The sequence below is a fragment of the Polynucleobacter sp. MWH-Berg-3C6 genome (assembly GCF_018881855.1).
Lineage (GTDB): Bacteria > Pseudomonadota > Gammaproteobacteria > Burkholderiales > Burkholderiaceae > Polynucleobacter.
The window spans coordinates 103,068-120,002 of the sequence record NZ_JACVPN010000005.1; the positions used below are offsets into that span (position 1 = coordinate 103,068).

22 protein-coding genes and 1 tRNA gene are annotated in these 16,935 nt (G+C 45.7%); 10 read left to right on the forward strand and 13 right to left on the reverse strand.

All coding sequences use genetic code 11. The features are described from left to right. Nucleotides 1-54: 54 nt before the first annotated feature. From ICN13_RS08625 to ICN13_RS08640, 4 genes are read left to right on the forward strand one after another with little or no spacing between them, the layout of a single operon-like run. The gene (locus tag ICN13_RS08625) at nt 55-282 is read left to right on the forward strand and encodes a helix-turn-helix domain-containing protein (RefSeq protein WP_216139953.1); all 228 of its coding nucleotides are present in this window, start codon (nt 55-57) and stop codon (nt 280-282) included. Beyond that, nucleotides 283-660, forward strand: a complete 378-nt coding sequence (locus tag ICN13_RS08630; protein WP_216139954.1) for a hypothetical protein — start codon at nt 283-285, stop codon at nt 658-660. Further along, a complete protein-coding gene (locus tag ICN13_RS08635; protein WP_216139955.1) occupies nt 657-1,001 on the forward strand; it encodes a hypothetical protein in 345 nt (114 codons plus the stop codon). Before ICN13_RS08630 ends, ICN13_RS08635 begins: the two co-directional genes overlap by 4 nt. Beyond that, nucleotides 998-1,309, forward strand: coding sequence for a hypothetical protein (locus tag ICN13_RS08640; protein WP_216139956.1), 312 nt, complete (start codon nt 998-1,000; stop codon nt 1,307-1,309). The genes ICN13_RS08635 and ICN13_RS08640 overlap by 4 nt, the downstream gene beginning before the upstream one ends. Here the strand turns inward: ICN13_RS08640 and ICN13_RS08645 are convergent. Further along, nucleotides 1,296-2,366 carry a tyrosine-type recombinase/integrase gene (locus ICN13_RS08645; protein WP_216139957.1) on the reverse strand — a complete coding sequence of 357 codons (1,071 nt, stop codon included), beginning with the start codon at nt 2,364-2,366 and terminating at the stop codon, nt 1,296-1,298. The two genes, ICN13_RS08640 and ICN13_RS08645, sit on opposite strands and share 14 nt — an antisense overlap. 149 nt (nt 2,367-2,515) lie before the next feature. Continuing rightward, nucleotides 2,516-2,604: transfer RNA gene (locus tag ICN13_RS08650), tRNA-Leu, on the reverse strand. A 135-nt stretch (nt 2,605-2,739) separates the two neighbouring features. Here ICN13_RS08650 and ICN13_RS08655 point away from each other — a divergent pair. The 4 genes from ICN13_RS08655 to purU all read left to right on the forward strand — a co-directional run bounded on the left by ICN13_RS08655 (nt 2,740) and on the right by purU (nt 6,985). Then, a complete protein-coding gene (locus ICN13_RS08655) occupies nt 2,740-5,199 on the forward strand; it encodes a penicillin acylase family protein (RefSeq protein WP_216139958.1) in 2,460 nt (819 codons plus the stop codon). Between the two features lie 76 nt (nt 5,200-5,275). After that, on the forward strand, nt 5,276-5,689 hold the full coding sequence (locus ICN13_RS08660; protein WP_216139959.1) for a surface-adhesin E family protein: 414 nt from the start codon (nt 5,276-5,278) through the stop codon (nt 5,687-5,689). After that, nucleotides 5,667-6,095 (forward strand): hypothetical protein, encoded by a 429-nt coding sequence (locus ICN13_RS08665; protein WP_216139960.1) that lies wholly within the window; start codon nt 5,667-5,669, stop codon nt 6,093-6,095. Before ICN13_RS08660 ends, ICN13_RS08665 begins: the two co-directional genes overlap by 23 nt. A gap of 35 nt (nt 6,096-6,130) precedes the next feature. Beyond that, nucleotides 6,131-6,985, forward strand: coding sequence for a formyltetrahydrofolate deformylase (gene purU / locus ICN13_RS08670; RefSeq protein ID WP_216139961.1), 855 nt, complete (start codon nt 6,131-6,133; stop codon nt 6,983-6,985). A 6-nt stretch (nt 6,986-6,991) separates the two neighbouring features. Here the strand turns inward: purU and soxA are convergent, their stop codons facing one another. The 6 genes from soxA to ICN13_RS08700 are packed head-to-tail and all read right to left on the reverse strand — an operon-like array spanning nt 6,992 to nt 11,738. After that, nucleotides 6,992-7,777 (reverse strand): sulfur oxidation c-type cytochrome SoxA, encoded by a 786-nt coding sequence (gene soxA / locus ICN13_RS08675; RefSeq protein WP_370622976.1) that lies wholly within the window; start codon nt 7,775-7,777, stop codon nt 6,992-6,994. Nucleotides 7,778-7,784: 7 nt separating this feature from the next. Continuing rightward, nucleotides 7,785-8,114 (reverse strand): thiosulfate oxidation carrier complex protein SoxZ, encoded by a 330-nt coding sequence (locus ICN13_RS08680; protein WP_216139962.1) that lies wholly within the window; start codon nt 8,112-8,114, stop codon nt 7,785-7,787. Next, nucleotides 8,111-8,599 (reverse strand): SoxY-related AACIE arm protein, encoded by a 489-nt coding sequence (locus tag ICN13_RS08685; RefSeq protein ID WP_255534103.1) that lies wholly within the window; start codon nt 8,597-8,599, stop codon nt 8,111-8,113. The genes ICN13_RS08680 and ICN13_RS08685 overlap by 4 nt, the downstream gene beginning before the upstream one ends. Continuing rightward, complete coding sequence (soxX, locus tag ICN13_RS08690; RefSeq protein ID WP_216139963.1) at nt 8,596-9,042, reverse strand: sulfur oxidation c-type cytochrome SoxX; 447 nt, start codon at nt 9,040-9,042, stop codon at nt 8,596-8,598. The genes ICN13_RS08685 and soxX overlap by 4 nt, the downstream gene beginning before the upstream one ends. A 19-nt stretch (nt 9,043-9,061) precedes the next feature. Then, nucleotides 9,062-11,278, reverse strand: a complete 2,217-nt coding sequence (locus tag ICN13_RS08695) for a xanthine dehydrogenase family protein molybdopterin-binding subunit (RefSeq protein WP_216139964.1) — start codon at nt 11,276-11,278, stop codon at nt 9,062-9,064. A gap of 10 nt (nt 11,279-11,288) precedes the next feature. Further along, nucleotides 11,289-11,738 carry a (2Fe-2S)-binding protein gene (locus ICN13_RS08700; RefSeq protein ID WP_216139965.1) on the reverse strand — a complete coding sequence of 150 codons (450 nt, stop codon included), beginning with the start codon at nt 11,736-11,738 and terminating at the stop codon, nt 11,289-11,291. Nucleotides 11,739-11,884: 146 nt separating this feature from the next. Between ICN13_RS08700 and ICN13_RS08705 the strand changes: the two genes are divergently transcribed. After that, nucleotides 11,885-12,232, forward strand: coding sequence for a CidA/LrgA family protein (locus ICN13_RS08705; RefSeq protein WP_216139966.1), 348 nt, complete (start codon nt 11,885-11,887; stop codon nt 12,230-12,232). Beyond that, on the forward strand, nt 12,225-12,953 hold the full coding sequence (locus tag ICN13_RS08710) for an LrgB family protein (RefSeq protein ID WP_216139967.1): 729 nt from the start codon (nt 12,225-12,227) through the stop codon (nt 12,951-12,953). Before ICN13_RS08705 ends, ICN13_RS08710 begins: the two co-directional genes overlap by 8 nt. 15 nt (nt 12,954-12,968) lie before the next feature. Here ICN13_RS08710 and ICN13_RS08715 read toward each other — a convergent pair whose 3' ends face one another. The 5 genes from ICN13_RS08715 to ICN13_RS08735 form a co-directional block, all read right to left on the reverse strand. Then, the gene (locus ICN13_RS08715) at nt 12,969-13,946 is read right to left on the reverse strand and encodes a tripartite tricarboxylate transporter substrate binding protein (RefSeq protein ID WP_216139968.1); all 978 of its coding nucleotides are present in this window, start codon (nt 13,944-13,946) and stop codon (nt 12,969-12,971) included. 19 nt (nt 13,947-13,965) lie between these two features. Next, on the reverse strand, nt 13,966-14,841 hold the full coding sequence (locus ICN13_RS08720; protein ID WP_216139969.1) for an oxaloacetate decarboxylase: 876 nt from the start codon (nt 14,839-14,841) through the stop codon (nt 13,966-13,968). 28 nt (nt 14,842-14,869) lie between these two features. Beyond that, a complete protein-coding gene (locus tag ICN13_RS08725) occupies nt 14,870-15,184 on the reverse strand; it encodes a HigA family addiction module antitoxin (RefSeq protein ID WP_216139970.1) in 315 nt (104 codons plus the stop codon). Nucleotides 15,185-15,192: 8 nt separating this feature from the next. Continuing rightward, nucleotides 15,193-15,471 (reverse strand): type II toxin-antitoxin system RelE/ParE family toxin, encoded by a 279-nt coding sequence (locus ICN13_RS08730; RefSeq protein WP_216139971.1) that lies wholly within the window; start codon nt 15,469-15,471, stop codon nt 15,193-15,195. Nucleotides 15,472-15,534: 63 nt separating this feature from the next. Next, nucleotides 15,535-16,881: an aspartate aminotransferase family protein gene (locus ICN13_RS08735; RefSeq protein WP_216139972.1), complete on the reverse strand. Its 1,347-nt coding sequence runs from the start codon at nt 16,879-16,881 to the stop codon at nt 15,535-15,537. Nucleotides 16,882-16,935: the final 54 nt, after the last annotated feature.

The following is a 16,935-nucleotide window of genomic DNA, read 5'->3' on the forward strand; positions in this document are numbered from 1 at the left end:
CTTACCTGGGCTCCCTAATCTATTCCCTGTTTTGTGCTCTATTGGAAATCAAAAATGATCGTCACGATTGAAGAATCATCACTACAAAATATGCTATTTCAGGCGGCGCAACTGGGAGCTGATAAAGCTATTAGCGCCCTAGTGTCTTACAACATTAAAGACGCTGCTAAGCAAATCGGCATCACCCCAAAGACCCTAACCAAAAGAATCCTGGAAGGGAAGATCAAGTCGGTAGATGGTCGCATTACTGGGGCTGAAATCAAACGATATTTGGAGAGTTAAATGAGTGATGTAATGTTTTATGGCATTTTGCGAATGCCTATAGAAATGGCTATGAATGATGAGTTGTCGCGTTTTCAGTTCTATCAGACCGTGCAACAGGCATTAGAGCGAATAAAAAAAATTGAAGATGAAAACAAAAAATTAAAAGAATTTGTTATTCCCATATTGGCGCATGGCGATGAGTGCGTAGGAGACTGGGATGGTGGCGAATTGCAAGACTTGGCGGTTAAATCAGGGCTTTATATTGAAAAGACTATGACTGAACCTTGCAACTTAGGGAGAGAAGAATTTGTAGGCTGCCCTTGCCGAGAATATTGCTATGGCGATGAGTCATGGGAATGCTATCGAATAGCTGAATTTTTATTGGGGAACGAATGACAACATTCACCAGCGAAGATAGAGAAATGGCTGCAAAGCATGACGGGATCGAAAGTCCGCATAATGCCTGCTGCTATAAAAATAAATGCCTTCAACAACAGCTTGAATTAACTCAGTGGAAAGCCCTAAGTAATTTTGAGTCTAAAACTCTTGAAGATTGCAATACTTGCATAACAAAGCAACAAGCTGAAATAGAAGCGTTAAAAAAAGAAAGTGATGAAATACTAAAAGGCATTAAACGGCTTCGATGCTGGCTTGAAAGCACTTGCCCCGATGGGTTTGCAGATGAAACATTTAGGTGTTTGCCAGTTTGGTTACTAAGGAAGGTTAACAATAAATGAGTTTCATAGATAAACCAAGCCCATTAAATTTCTTAAATACTTTACCGCTACCAACAGCAGAAAATACCATGAGTGCAGAGCAAAAATATTGGTATAACAGGGGTCATGATGATGGTCGGAGGCTGGCAGTAGTAAAAGAGCTAAATGATGGCGGTGAGCCAGTAAAAAATGCTACCTACTGGAAACGGCAATGTAATTTATTACAAAATAGCCTCACTAATCTACAGTCATCGCTATATCACGCTAATGAACAAATTAAGTATTTGGAATTACGCCAGGTAGATCCCAGAAAGACTAATCCAACCTAGCGGCCACGTCCTCTGGGTTTGGATTGTAGTATTTGAGAGCTCTCTTGGGATCTGTCCACCCAAAGATTTTGCACATATCAAAGATGGCCTGCTGAGCAGTAACGTCTTTATTGCTTTTAAACCTTCCCGCAATCCAAGTGGCAGCCGTATGACGGGTATCGTGGAAAGTTAATGTAGCCTCTTTATCAAGCGCTCCATCTGGCAGCCTAATAGCCAAGCCCACTCGATCCCGAATTGTTCTAAAGCGTGCATCCCTAGTCCGTGGATCCACTGAAAATACCGAGGTTTTATCAAAGCCACGCATCTTCTCAACAATGCGCACGGCTTTTTTAGAAAGGGGTACATCTCTACCCTTTCTTTTCCTTCTGCCGTTCTTATCAACCTTGACTACCAGGTGCCGCGGGTAAACATCCTCCCAGGTAAGGTTAGTCATATCGCCCGACCTCATGCCAGTTCGCAAGGCCAATAGAAAGCAAATGGCAATCGATTGGGTAATTGAGTCCACGCGCTGATCTAATGGGTGGTAATCAAACCCTCTCAATAGCTTCTTAATTTCTGATCTAGTGATTAAACGCTCCCGATCATCACCTTCTTGGGGCTTTTTAGCGTCATGCACGGGGTTAATCTTGATCCACTTCCAGCGCAGCCGAGCCGCTTCCATCATGGCTGACAGAATGCCCACTTCTCTGAGAATCGTATTGTCTTTAACGGTCTTAGCTCTGGCCTTACAGAAGTTTTCAAAATCCTCTGGTTCAACCTCACCAATCTTTTTATCTAGCGGCAGCCAATCTGCATTATTGAGAAAGGCATTGATCCGCAATACCTCCCAATGCTCCCCTGCATTCTCAGGGCAAACCTCATCGCGGTACTTCTCTAATGCTTTACGCAGGGTATGTTTGCTGGACGGCGCTAGGTTTGCATCCTCACGAATAGCTGTTTCTTCTTTGGCTGCCCAAAGTGTTGCGTCGCGCTTGTTCTCAAACGATTTACTTTTGCGCACGCCCCTGGTGTCAATTTGGACACGATAACCATTTGCGGTTTTTACTATTGAAGCCATGTGGGGGAATTTAGCAGTTTTTGTGGGGGAATTGTGGGGGAAGTTGCTTCCGATTTGGTTCAATTTAACCGAACTAAACGGAAATCACAACCCGCAAACCCTTATATTTACTGCTTATTACTTTTTAGTGGGAATTAAAAAGCAATCTTTGGTGCCCGAGGCCGGAATCGAACCGGCACGACTTTTTTGAGTCGGCAGATTTTAAATCTGCTGTGTCTACCGATTTCACCACTCGGGCTCGCACAAACAGAAACTGCTGCGCTAAATAAATCAAGACATTGAGGATTTTAGCATGCCAGAGAGGCCATAGCCTGAAGCCCCCAGAGATCTTCTTGCCCAGCGGGTTGGCTTATAAAAGCACTAAACTAGCCCCATGAAATTACGACCAAAATCTGCGGCTATGAGCTCGTTTATACGCGTCTCTTTATTAGTCGGCGGCAACCTGTTGGCGATTGCGGTTTTGATTGTTCTAGCTTACCTATATTTTGCCCAATCTTCCCCTTCTGGCAAAAGAACTATCAAAAATCTAAGTGACGCGGTTGCCATCACTTTTGATGAGAGTGATGTGCCTCATATCAAAGCCAATACTCAAGCGGATGCTTTATTTGCTCTAGGCTATTTACACGCTACTGAGCGCTCATGGCAAATGGAAGTCAATCGCCGGCTTGCCAGTGGCCGCCTCTCAGAAATTTTAGGAAGCGAGACCGTCAAGATTGATCGCTTTATTCGCACACTGGGTATTAAGCGTGCTGCAGAGCGCCAGTTTGATCGCTATCCTGTGGCCGCTAAGCGTTTGCTGCAAGCGTATGCCGATGGCGTGAATACCGGCAATGCCCAACTAGGCTGGGCACTACCAGTCGAGTATTTTTTAACAGGCTCCAAACCTGGACATTGGTCATCAACTGATAGTGTTGCCTGGATGTTAATGATGGCCTACGATCTCGGCGGAAACTGGGATAAGGAATTACAACGCTTTGAGCTTTCCCAATTCCTAACTACCAAACAAATTTGGGAAATATTACCGCCCTATGAAGCAGGCAGCTTTGCTAGCAATATGGATTTTGCTAAGCTTTATAAAGGCCTGAATGCATTTAATCCTGCAGCAGGTCCATCTGAAGAGAAATCAAAAAAGCTTCCTACTACCGAACTTGGCTCTCTAGATTTTCCTGGCGGGAAAGATGGCATTGGATCAAACAACTGGGCATTAAGCGGCAAGCTCACTGCTAGCGGTAAACCACTGCTAGCGAATGACCCCCATCTTGGCCTCTCGGCCCCAGCAATTTGGTATTTTGCCCACCTCGATGCCCCTGGAATGAATGTGATTGGCGGCACCTTACCAGGCATTCCAGGTGTAGTTCTGGGAAGAACGGATAAATTTGCCTGGAGCTTTACTAACACCAATCCCGATGTCCAAGATTTATATATTGAGCAAATAGATGCAAATAATCCTGGCATGTATCGCGGTCCCGATGGCCTGCTCCCATTTAAAGTTCATCAAGAAATCATCGATGTCAAAGGCTCACCATCTATCACCTTCTTGGTAAAAGAAACGCGTCATGGCCCTGTGATCTCAGATTCTTATGCGCGGGCTAAACGCAGTATCGATGCCAAACGATTTGCTTTGGCATTGCGATGGACAGCACTGGATGCAGAAAATCAATCTGTTGTTGGTCTTTTAGATATGAATCGTGCCAAAGATCTTGATACATTTAAACAAGCGCTACGCAAAAACTATGCGCCGATGCAAAACGTGGTGATGGCAGATGCCGAAGGCAATATCAGCTATCAAGCGGCTGGCGTCGCCCCTAAGCGTGTATTACATCAAGGGCTCTATGGACTGGCACCAGCCCTCGGCTGGGAAAAGCAATATGACTGGAATGGCTACGTTCCTTTTGAGCAGTTGCCGGCAAGCAACAATCCAGAACAAGGCTGGCTTGCTACTGCCAATCAAAGAATCATTGCCAGTAACGATCCAAATCCATTGACGGTAGATTGGGATTTACCAACGCGTTACGACCGTATTGTTGAGCTCATTAAATCCAGAAATAGCCATGATCTCAGTTACATGAAAACTATGCAGGCGGATACCCTATCGCTTGGCGCAACCCCTTTATTGGATTTATTTAAATCAAGTAAATCGAGCCATAAACTGGCTCCACAGGCACAAGAAATGATTCAAAAATTTGATGGTGACATGACTATCAACAGTGCTGGTGCTCTGATTTTTAATGCTTGGGCAGACCAGCTGACTCGCAACCTATTCTCACGCCTGAGTTATTTATTTACCGAGAGCTATGGTTCACGGAGCTTTAGACAGCCACTTATACTTGCCCTGCAAAACCCTGACAGCCCTTGGTGTGATGACCCCAAAACAAATCAAATGGAGTCATGCTTGGACTCCTCTAGCAATGCTCTTGATAAGGCCTTAGATTATTTAAGCAATCAATATGGTAATGACCCTAAAACTTGGGCGTGGGGCAAAGCGCATATCGCAACCTCAGAGCATCGACCGCTGAGCAAAGTTCCAGTATTAGGCAGCCTATTTAACCTGAAGACCTCCTTTCCGGGAGATGGCTTCTCTATTAATGTCGGCAGACCTCAGCTCCTGAAATCTAGCAACCCGTATGAAACAGTTCAAGGCCCCAGCATGCGGGCGATCTATGATCTTTCAGATCTAGAGAAGTCGCTCTTTATTTACCAAACAGGCCAATCTGGGTGGGTGCAAAGCAGACTCTATCGGAATATGAATCCCCTATGGGCCAATAATGAATATCTGCCGTTACAGATGAAGCCCGAAAATACAAAGCGCCAGCTTGAGTTGAATAATAAATAAGACTATTAACCTCACTAGCCAAGGCGTTTAGAATGTCTTATTGCTATAAATCAGTTACTTATTAGGACTCTGACCCATGAAAAAATTGACCCCCTTCATCGCAGCTACCGTCTTTACCGCCTCAATGTCTTGCATTGGTAATGCCTATGCCGAGTGGAAAGAATTAGGCTATAACGAGGCAATGGTGGTTTATGTTGATCTAGATACTGTCAGGATTAGTGGCGAGAAGTCTCAAATCATGTCAATGCTGGACTTCAAGAAGCCCGGAAGAAATCCCAGCAATAAAGAGACTGTGAATTCTATTATTGGCCTGAATGAATATAACTGCCCTGAGGGCAGCTATCGTCCCATCGCCTTCAAAGAATTTTCCGGAAATAAAGGTACAGGTAAAGTAGTTTCTGATAACAATACTCCGGATAGCAAGTACGAACCCGTCATTAATGAGTCATGGACAGCTGGGGTTTTCAATGTTGTCTGCCAAAGAAAATAATCTGCATACAAAATCTCAATTCAAATTCGGGGTTTACTTACTCCCCATCTTTTGTAGCCTAGGTTTACAGGCTTGTATTGCACCCTTTGCAGCTGTCGGCGCCTCAGGCTCAGCTGCCGCTAGCACAGCTGGAGGTGCAGTAGCTACCGCCGCAGTTGCAAATCCTGCTACAGCCACAAGCCTTGCAACCACCGCAGCTACAGGCAAGTCTCCCTTAGAGCATGCGGCCTCGGCTGCCACCAAAAAGGAATGCAGTTTTTTTAACCCCCTCTCATCTAAGCCAATTTGCGTAGATGTCTTAGTCCCAACCGTAACTGATAACAGCACTCCATTAATGGGTCCTGCAGATCAAGCGATCGATACAGCAAAGCAGCAAAACATCTCTGCCCCACTCTCAAAAGACTAAAATGACTGTTTACAAGCATTTTTACTGACTTATTCATGACTACTGAAAACTATTACCTCACACTAACCTGCCCGAACAAGCCCGGCATTGTTGCTGCAGTTTCAACTTACATCTTTCAGGCGGGCGGTGATATTGAAGAAGCCCAGCAGTTTGATGACAAAGCGTCTAAACGCTTCTTCATGCGCGTTAGCTTTAGTTGCCCTACCGATGGCAATACCCTCAAGTCTGGTTTTGTGGAAATTGCTAAACGTTTTGAGCTGACATGGGATTTACGTGCCGTCAAAAATCTCAAGCGCGTCTTAATCATGGCGTCAAAGCTGGATCACTGCTTAGTAGATTTGCTCTACCGCTGGCGTATTGGTGAATTGCCAATGATTATCTGTGGCATTGTTTCTAATCACCCACGCGAGGTATATGCCAGCATCGATTTTGCTGACATTCCGTTTTACCATCTGCCGGTCACCCCAGAAACTAAGCCAGCGCAAGAGGCTAAATTACTCGAGATTGTTGCCGACTCCAAGGTTGATATGGTCATTCTGGCCCGTTATATGCAGATTCTGTCAGATGATTTATCCAGTAAATTATCTGGACGCTGTATCAACGTACACCACTCGTTCTTGCCAAGCTTCAAAGGGGCGAAGCCTTACCATCAAGCCCATGCTCGTGGCATCAAATTAATTGGAGCCACTGCTCATTTTGTCACTAGCGATTTAGATGAAGGTCCCATCATTGAGCAAGATGTCACTAGAGTTACCCATGGAGATACGCCGGATGATTTAGTACGCAAAGGTCGTGACTTAGAACGTACGGTACTTTCTAGGGCACTGCGTTACTACCTGCATGACCGCGTCTTGATTAATGGCGCAACCTCAGTCGTCTTCTCAGACTAATACTCCTTACGGCCTGACTCCTGGAGCCTCTAGGGGCATTCCTCTGGCTCGCCACATGAGAAAGAGTTCTAGCTGGGCCATTTCAGGAGAGCCATACTCAAACTGCTGTGCTCTTACGCCACTCATGCAGTTACGTAAGCGGCGCTGTACAGATCCTAAAGTTTGCCATTCTAGGCGATAGATAGGATAGGCATTAGGGTGCCCCTGCGGAATCAAACTGCCACCCAGCCTCAATCCTGCTCTATCCTCGTGACACTGAGCACATGACAAATTAAGCTGCCCCATTTTCTCGTTAAATGATTGCCGTCCTTTTTGTAATTCCGCTTTGTTTTCTGAAGTTTCTTTAACGGCAATCGGCATACCTTTGGACTGAGCAGCCACATAAGCGGTAAGCGCCAACAACGCCTTATTTTCATAAGCAAGTACCGGCGCACCTTGCGCTGCCGTTCTACATTGATTAATTTGTCCCTCAAGGGTTTGCAACTTACCTTTGATCATCTTCGGAAATTGGGTTGCGACACCACGCATCGATTTTTTAGCATCCCCATGGCAGCTTGTACAAGCAACATTTTTTGAGCCTGACTTTGCCTGCCAAAGACTTTCACCTTCAGCCACCCAAAACATGGCAGGATTTAAGGAGGGATCATCCTGCATGGCCTTGTTTTCAGGGGACATGAGCTCATAGCTCGATTGTTTTTTATTTGTAGCGTCAGGAGCAGCAGCAGAGTTTGATGCCGCAAGCAATAAAGAGCAACAGCAAATAGCAAGGCGAAGAATGGTTGCTACGCTCACAGAGTTCCTATGAAACGGTAATGCTCGCTTGATTCACTGCCTCATAGCCACCATCACCAACCCACTTGAACTCGAGAGTGCCTGATTCAGTTGCAATAGTGGTAAAGATGATTAAGGGATTGGCGCCTATGCCTGGATAGAAATCCGCTTTAAATACCTCTACGTTGTTATAGGAACAAGTAAAGACACGAATCAAATCTCTTGGGATTAGTTTGCCAGACTCGGTATATCGAAAACCCGATTCCATATCATGCTGCACAATAGCGCGGATCTCAATAACTGCGCCCTTCTTTGCACTAGCCGGTACAGTCACTTGGGTGCGAGATGTCTTACTCATACCATCTCCGTACAAGCGGATAGAGTTACCAAGGTTTCTGCTGACCCCTTCCAATAGCTGCCATTACTCATTTGCGCGATAGCCCAAACCACTTGACTATCGGCCAAGCGTACCCGCGTCGTGATATTAGCAGTGCCTGAACGAGGCGTTAGATAGGCTGTAAAAATATTGGGGGAAGGGTTTCCTTCAGCAATCACATGAATCGCTTTAACGTAGTCATTAGCAGTCATCGGGCTATCAACACTGACTTTCAAAACAACCAAATTACCGTTTTCAACCAAAGGAGGAATTGTTAAAGTCACACGACCTTCTTGAATCCTGGCATTACCAGTTATTTTTTGGATAACCTCATCAGCATCTTCTTTTTTAGCAAAAACAAATGCCGGGCTTATCCACGCACCCAGCGTGAATATTCCGAGCTTTTGGATTCTTTGGAGCCAATCACGGCGGTGCATTTTTAAAGGGGGTTTGAATTTCATATTCATTGTGAATTCGACTTATTTAAACTGACTAAAAAGGCTACTACATCCTCAATCTCTTGGCCATTGAGAATCGGTTGTCCTGCAAATTTTGGAGCAACCCGATTGAGGTGTCCAGTCTTGTAATAAGCAGGCATGATGGTATCCGGATTGAAGTGACTTGCATTGACGATGCGAGCGCGCAATTGAGATGCATTAAGACGAGCCGCACTCATCCCCAGTTCTGGAGCCAGATTTCCTTGAAAGCGCTCCTCCGGAAATGGGCCGCTATGGCACAAGAGACATAAACCCGTTTGGCGACTTGCAACGATCGCCCTACCCCTACTAACATCACCAGGCGCAGAAGAAAGGGATTCGAAAATCGAATCCCCCACAATTAACTGAGCGTTTGCGCTACCGAGATTGAGGAAGACTAGCAAGCAGGCTGCCAGTACATACCTCATTCTCATTGTTGCAACTTCACAGTCTTTATACCAACTTAATGCCGCTGTTTTTCAATGGCACTGTACGCAAACGTTTACCGGTTGCACGATAGAACGCATTGAGTACTGCTGGTGCTGCAACCGCAATCGTTGGCTCACCAACACCACCCCAATCTTTACCACCGCCTTGAATAACGATAGTTTCGACAGGAGGCATCTGAGACAAGCGAATGGAGCCAAAGGTATCAAAGTTCTTCTGGACGACCGCACCTTTTTCGATGGTGATCTCTTCCTCGAATAATGCAGAGAGGCCATACACAAATGAACCAGAAACCTGACGTGCTACTTGCGCTGGATTAACAATATAGCCTGGATCTGTAGCAGCCACGATGCGATGAATCTTAACCTCATTGCCATTTTTCACAGAGAGTTCACAGGCAGCAGCAACATAGCTACCGAAAGAACGCATTTGCGCCACACCACGGAATACACCAGGCGCAGCTGGCTTAGTCCAGCCAATGCCATCAGCAACAGCATTTAGTACCGCCACTGCACGTGGGAAATCTTGCATGTGCTTACGGCGGAACTCTACTGCATCCATACCTGTTGCTTCAGCCAGCTCATCCATGAAAGTTTCGATAAAGACTGCATTTTGGTTCACGTTCACGCCACGCCAGAAGCCTGGGGGTACGTGAGTGTTACGCATTGCATGGTCAATATTGAGATTTGGGAAGCTATAAGTAATGCCATGCTCACCTAAAGGCTCGACACCTTGGAAGGCTAATGGGTCTTTACCTTTATTTGCTGCAACCACCGCAGGACGAACTGCTGCCAAAATAGACTGGCCAGACAAGCGCATATTCAAACCTGTGACATTTTTCTTGTCATCAATTGCGGCAGTCATCTTACACATCATGACTGGATGGTAGCGACCTTGTGTCATGTCCTCGTCACGCGTCCAAATCAACTTAATTGGCGTGCCAGGCATTTGCTTAGCAATATTCACCGCCTGAGTTGTGTAGTCTTGGAATGCGCCACGACGACCAAAGCCACCGCCCAGATTTACTTTATAGACATTGCATTTTTCTGAAGGTAAACCTGAGGCTGCAATGACCGCTGCTAATGATGCTTCACCGTCTTGTGTTGGCACCCAGGCTTCACATGAATCTGCTGTCCACTTTGCAGTAGCAGTTTGTGGCTCCAAGGTGGCATGATTCAAGAATGGGTAGAAGTAAGTAGCTTCAATCTTTTTAGATGCATTTGAGAGCGCAGACTTCACGTCACCATTGGTGTTGTGTGCAAATGCATCATCTGCCGTAAGACCCTCTTCCAGCATCTTCTTGATAGAAGCGCTAGAGACATTCTCATTAGGGCTACTTTCCCAGACAATCTTTACTTGATCCAATGCAGTCTTAGCCTGCCAGAATGTATCGGCCACTACTGCAACTGCAGTATCACCAACTTGAACTACCTTTTTGACGCCTTTCATGCTTTGAGCTTTAGTGGCATCGTAGCTCTTCAATTTGCTACCAAATACAGGCGACTCTTTAATGGTTGCCGTCAGCATTCCAGGCATCTTCAAATCAATTGCGTAGATTTGTTTACCAGTGACTTTATCAGCAACACCATCGATACGATTAACGGATTTACCAATTAACTTCCACTCTTTTGGATCCTTGAGCGGAACATCTTTTGGAACCTCTAATTGCGAGGCGGCAACAGATACCTTACCAAAAGTGGTTTTACGTCCTGATGGCGTATGGGTGATCACGCTATTCTTTGCTACGCACTCAGAAGCTGGGACATTCCATTGGTTTGCAGCTGCTTGAACCAACATAATGCGTGCAGCCGCGCCGCCTTTACGAACATATTGCTCCGATGTACGAATACCGCGGCTACCACCTGTAGAGTAGCTACCCCAAACTTTATTGCGCTTGAGGTTTTCTGCAGGAGATGGATAGTCATAAGAAACTTTTTTCCAATCACACTCCAACTCTTCCGCAACCATTTGAGCTAAACCGGTGATCGTGCCCTGACCCATTTCCGAGCGAACAATACGAACAACCACATCATCGTTTGGCTTAACCACGACCCATACACCAATTTCTGGTGATGCCAGTGGCGTCATTGCTGTAGTACCAGTTCCCATAGCAGCATGGGCTTCAGACATGATTGAGAAATCAAAGCCAATTGCTAAACCAGTAGCAATTGCGCTAGAGCCAACGATAAAGTGGCGACGGGAAGTATTTGTATTTGTAGTCATCTCTTTCCCCTTATGCCTTGCTCACAGCATGGATCGCTGCACGCACTTCTTGGAAGGTGCCACAACGGCAGATATTGGTTACTGCTGCATCAATTTGAGCATCAGTTGGCTTAGGAGTATTGCGTAATAGTGCGGTAGTTGCCATCACCATGCCAGATTGGCAGTAGCCGCACTGAGGTACTTGGTTATCAACCCATGCTTTTTGCACTTTAGAAAGTTGCCCATTCTTTTCTAAACTTTCAATAGTCTCAATTTTTTTACCTTCAGCAGCCGACACTGGCAACGCGCAACTACGCATCGCTTGACCTTCAAATAGCACAGTGCATGCGCCGCATACGCCAATACCGCAACCATATTTAGTACCGGTCAAACCAATCTGTTCACGAATCACCCACAGCAATGGGGTATCTGGATCTACATCCACCTTGTATTTTTTGCCATTGACATTTAACTCTGCCATGAGTGCTCTCCTATTGGTTTTGTAATGTGGGGACTCTTTCTGTTGAAATAAGCCCCTGTTTTTATACCCTACTTTTGTTGTGACTATATTAAACAAGAATGAATTTATTGCTATGCAACATAAATTCTGGCCTGTAAGATCAAACCATGATCTCTGGCCTTGTTCAAATACTGCTCTTTCAAAGCTTAGGTGAGTTAGTTTCTAAATTCGTACTGCCCACCTTACCCGGCCCCGTGATTGGCTTGGTTCTTCTGGTTTTATGGCTTGTTCTTCGCAAAGGAATCAATGCTGAGCTAGCAATGGTTGCGGATGGCTTCAGTCAATACTTGGGCCTGCTCTTTGTTCCCGCTGCCGTGGGCGTAGTGGTCTTTCTGCCTCAGTTGCAAGCAAATGCCCTGGCAATCATCAGCGCTCTTGTAGGCAGCGTCATTTTGACTATTGGGTCGAGTGCTTTAGTAGTTCGATTTTTAAGTAGAGAAGATACTCATGAGTGAAAAACACTCAATCGTAGAAATTTGGGTTTACCTATCGGGCAGCCCACTCTTTGCACTCTTTCTTACCTTAGCGGCCTATCAAGTCGGGCTAACTATTTATAAATATGCCAAGCAAAATCCACTGGCTAATCCCGTAGCCATTGCCATCGTCCTAGTCGCTTGCATCATTCAATTTATCGAGATGCCCTACTCAACCTACTTTGAGGGCGCACAGTTTATCCACTTCTTATTAGGTTCAGCAACGGTATCCCTAGCCATACCAATTTACCGAGGACTTGCCAGCCTCAAGGGTCGCTCCATTCCGCTAATTGTTTCATTAGCTACCGGCGGTCTGGTTTCTATAGCTAGTGGGGTTGGTATCGCAAGTCTGCTGGGCGCTGACTCGAGCATCACTGGAGCAATGTACCCCAAATCCGTTACAGCGCCAATCGCCATGGGGATTGCGGAACGTATTGGGGTATCGCCAACGCTCACTGCCATCTTTGCGGTCAGCACCGGTATTTTAGGAGCGATCTTGGCGCCCTTTGTTTTAAATGTGCTGGGTATGAAAGCCTGGTGGCAAAGAGGCTTTGCAATTGGTATTGGTGCGCATGGCATCGGCACCTCAAGAGCATTTAGCATCCATCCTGAAGCAGGAACTTATGCAAGCCTAGCAATGGGCATGAATGGCGTGATTAGTGCTGTGGCAATACCAGTGATCTATCACTTATTTAATCAATGACTCTCTTGAACTGCATTACTCAGATTTAATGAGCGCAGCCTTCACAATCGGCGCAAAACGAACCAAATCACCTTTGATCTGTTCACCAAATTTATCAGGCGTACCAGGGGCTGGAAAAATACCCATAGCCAAAAGCTTTGCCTTACCCTCGGGTGAATTCAAAATCTCGTTTAAAGCTTGATTCAACTTAGCAATGATTGGTTTAGGTGTTTTTGCTGGAGCCAATAAACCAACCCAATCATCAATCACGAAGTCTTTAACACCACTTTCAATAAAAGTTGGAACATCGGGCATGCTCGGGCTTCGCTTTGCACTAGAAACGGCAATGGCTTTTATCCTTCCTGTAGCAACGTACTGATTTGCTCCGGCAACAGCTGTATACACCAAGGGAATATTGCCTCCCAGCAAATCAAGCAGTGCCTGCCCACCACCCTTGTATGGAATATGGACTAAATTGGCGCCCGATTTTTGCTTAAACAATTCACCGGCAATATGAGGCGTTCCGCCAGATCCAGATGTTCCGTAAGACAAGCCATTGGGATCTTTTTTAGAGATCGCAATCACATCTGCCAAAGTCTTACCCTGAAAATCATTATTCGCTACGATGATCAAAATAGCATCGCCAATTTTTCCAATCGGCGCAAAGTCTTTGACGCTATCAAAAGGAACTTTATCAAACAGCGATGGATTAATAGACAGAGTGCCAGCGTAACCCAATAGCAGGGTATAACCATCTGGTTCTGCGGACGCTACCATTTGCGAGCCAATATTGCCTGATGCCCCTGGCTTATTATCCGCAATCACTTGTTGGCCAAGCTTCAATGAAAGTTGCTCTGCAATAAAACGGCCCGAGGTATCCGTAACCCCGCCTGGAGTAAACGGAATAATTAAACGAATGGGCCGATTAGGATAGTTCGATTGCGCAAAGGCAGCTAATGAGAATGAAGCCGTAAGTAATGCGATGGCAAAGGAAAAATAACGATGTAATTTCATAGCAGACCTTTATCCAGTTTTACTTCGTCTCAACAAAACGCTTCTCAAACTCCCAGACATCCTCAAAGCCCATTAATTTTGATAAATCGCTGAAGTCATATAAATCTACTGGATTATTGATGGATGATCCAGAGTCTTTAAAGTGCTCATACACCTTGGTCATTGCCTGTACCGAAGCCAGTAACGCCGTTACTGGGAAGATCGCAATCTTATAACCCAACTGCTCTAACTCAACTTTAGATAGAACAGGGGTTCTTCCCTTCTCTACCATATTGGCGATCAAGGGATGGTTTGGAAAGGTCTTGCCTATGCGATGCATTTCCTCTTGAGTCTCAGGTGACTCGATAAACAAAATATCTGCACCAGCGCGAGCATAAGCCTCGCCTCGGCGCAATGCTTCATCTAAGCCTAAGGTAGTTCTTGCATCGGTTCTGGCAATAATTTTGAAGTTGGGGTCCGTTCTTGATGCAACGGCAACTTCAATCTTCTTCACCATATCTTCCAGAGAAATGACTCTACGACCCGGGGTATGCCCACATTTTTTTGGGAACTCTTGATCTTCTAGTTGAATGGCCACTGCACCTGCAGCCTCATACCCTCGAATAGTATGGCGCACATTGAGTAAGCCACCATAACCGGTATCACCATCAGCAATTAAAGGGGTTTTGGCCATGCCAGCCATCGCACTTACCCTCGCAACCATTTCTGTATAGGTTGCTAAACCAGCATCGGGCAATCCCAGTAATGAGGCAACAGCCCCATAGCCCGTCATGTAGAGCGCATCAAAATTCATGCGATCCGCTAAACGCAATGAAACCATCTCATAAACACCAGGGGCAACGATCAATCCCGGCTTACCAAGTCGCTCATTAAATAAATCTCGCCGGGTAGTCATATGTCTCCTAATTTTTTTCTTATTAATTTTAGGCAGCTAGCAATTGTGGGATGCGGGCGTGCTTTACTTTAGGTTTAATAGTCTTTCTTGCTTTCCATAGATCATAGGCCGACTGTTGCGCTAACCAAACGCTTGCGCTGCCACCATTTTTAATGCCAAGCCATGCCTCAATTCGAAGAGCCATCTCAGGAGAGATTGCGGCTCTAGCGTTTAATACTCGAGACAAAGCAGGACGAGTAACTCCCAACTGCTCAGCAGCAGTTGTCACAGTGATCCCAAGAGCTGGCAAGACATCATCTCGCAAGGTTATCCCTGGGTGTGGGGGGTTATACATTTTTCTCATTTTTAGCATTAGTGATAGTCCTGATAATTTACCAAAACTGCATCCTCACCTTCAACTTTAAAAGTTAGCCTCCAATTTTCACCAACAAGGATTGAAAAGTGACCGACTAATTTTCCTTTAAGCAGGTGAAGACGCCATCCCGGCAAATTTATATCCTCCCAAGAACTTGCTTCATTTAATTTAGCAAGCTGTCTAGCCAATCGAGGTGCATGCGAACTTTGTATGCCTGCCTTACTACCCGTTTCAAAAAATAATTGCAGCCCTTTATGGTGGAATGATTTGATCATACCATACTGTATAGCATAGCGTTACACTATAAAAGGGTTATGCAAGACACAAAATATTAGGGGTTAACTCACCTTCATCGCAGCATCCACCGCTTCACCTAGCACGCTACACAAGAACTCCACTTCTTCTGGTTTAGAAATAAATGGCGGGCCTACTGCAATACAGTCGCCCGCTACACGCACAAGAGCTCCACGTTCAATGCAAGCTTCTAGAACTTTCAAGGCACGTAGTCCAGGCTTACCTGGTACCGGCTCTAAATCGATTGCACCTGATAAACCGAAGTTCCGAATATCCAAGATTCCTGATTTGCCTTTTAATGCATGCAAGCCATTTTCTAATACTGGCTCTAATGCTTTAGCGCGACTAACCAAGTCATCGGACTCAAAAATATCCAGCACTGCATGGGCAGCTGCGGTAGGTATTGGGTGACCTGAATAAGTGTAGCCATGGAAGAACTCAATCGCTTGGTCTTGCCCACCATTACCGATAATGCTGTCATAGATGTCGCCACGTATAAGCACGCCGCCCATAGGGATCACGCCATTCGTAATCGCTTTAGCAAAGGTGATCATGTCAGGAGTGACACCAAAACGGTCGGCCCCAAAGTTAGCGCCTAAGCGACCAAAGCCAGTAATGACTTCATCAAAAATCAGCAAAATGCCGTGCTTGGTACAGATCTCACGAATCTTTTGCAAATAACCTTCTGGTGGCACGATGACACCTGTTGAACCTTGTACTGGCTCGAGAATGACTGCGGCAATCGTATTGGCGTCATGTAAGGCAACGATCTTTTCTAATTCATCGGCAAGATGAGCGCCCCATGTAGGCTGACCTTTAGAAAAAGCCATTTGCGAAAGATTTAAGGTGTGCGGCAAATGATCTACACCAGGGATCATGAGGCTAGTAAACATTTTGCGATTGGCAACCATGCCACCTACGGAGATACCGCCCATTCCTACACCGTGATACGCACGATCTCGACCAATCATGCGCACCCGGGAGGCGCTCCCCATCACGCGGTGATATCCAATCGCAATCTTGAGAGCGGTATCTACTGCTTCAGAGCCTGAATTGGTAAAAAAGACTTTATCCAAGCCCTTTGGTGCCATCTTGACAATTCGGCTTGCAAGACTGAAGGTGGCCTCGCTTGCCATCTGAAAGGCTGGGCAATAATCCATGGTTTCATATTGTTTGCTAATGGCTGCACCAATACGTGGATCAGCATGCCCCAAGGGTGAGCACCAAAGCCCAGAAAGACCATCAAACAGCTTACGTCCATGATTGTCATAGTAGTAAGCTCCTTTGGCAGACTGCATCACCTTAGGGTTCTGATGGAAATAGCGATTTGGGGTAAAAGGCAGCCAATAGGATGACATGTCAATACCTGGGTTGTCTCTTGAAGTGGTCATTTGACTCTCTGTGAATATTTGTAAACTGCAATTTGAATATCTAATACTATATAA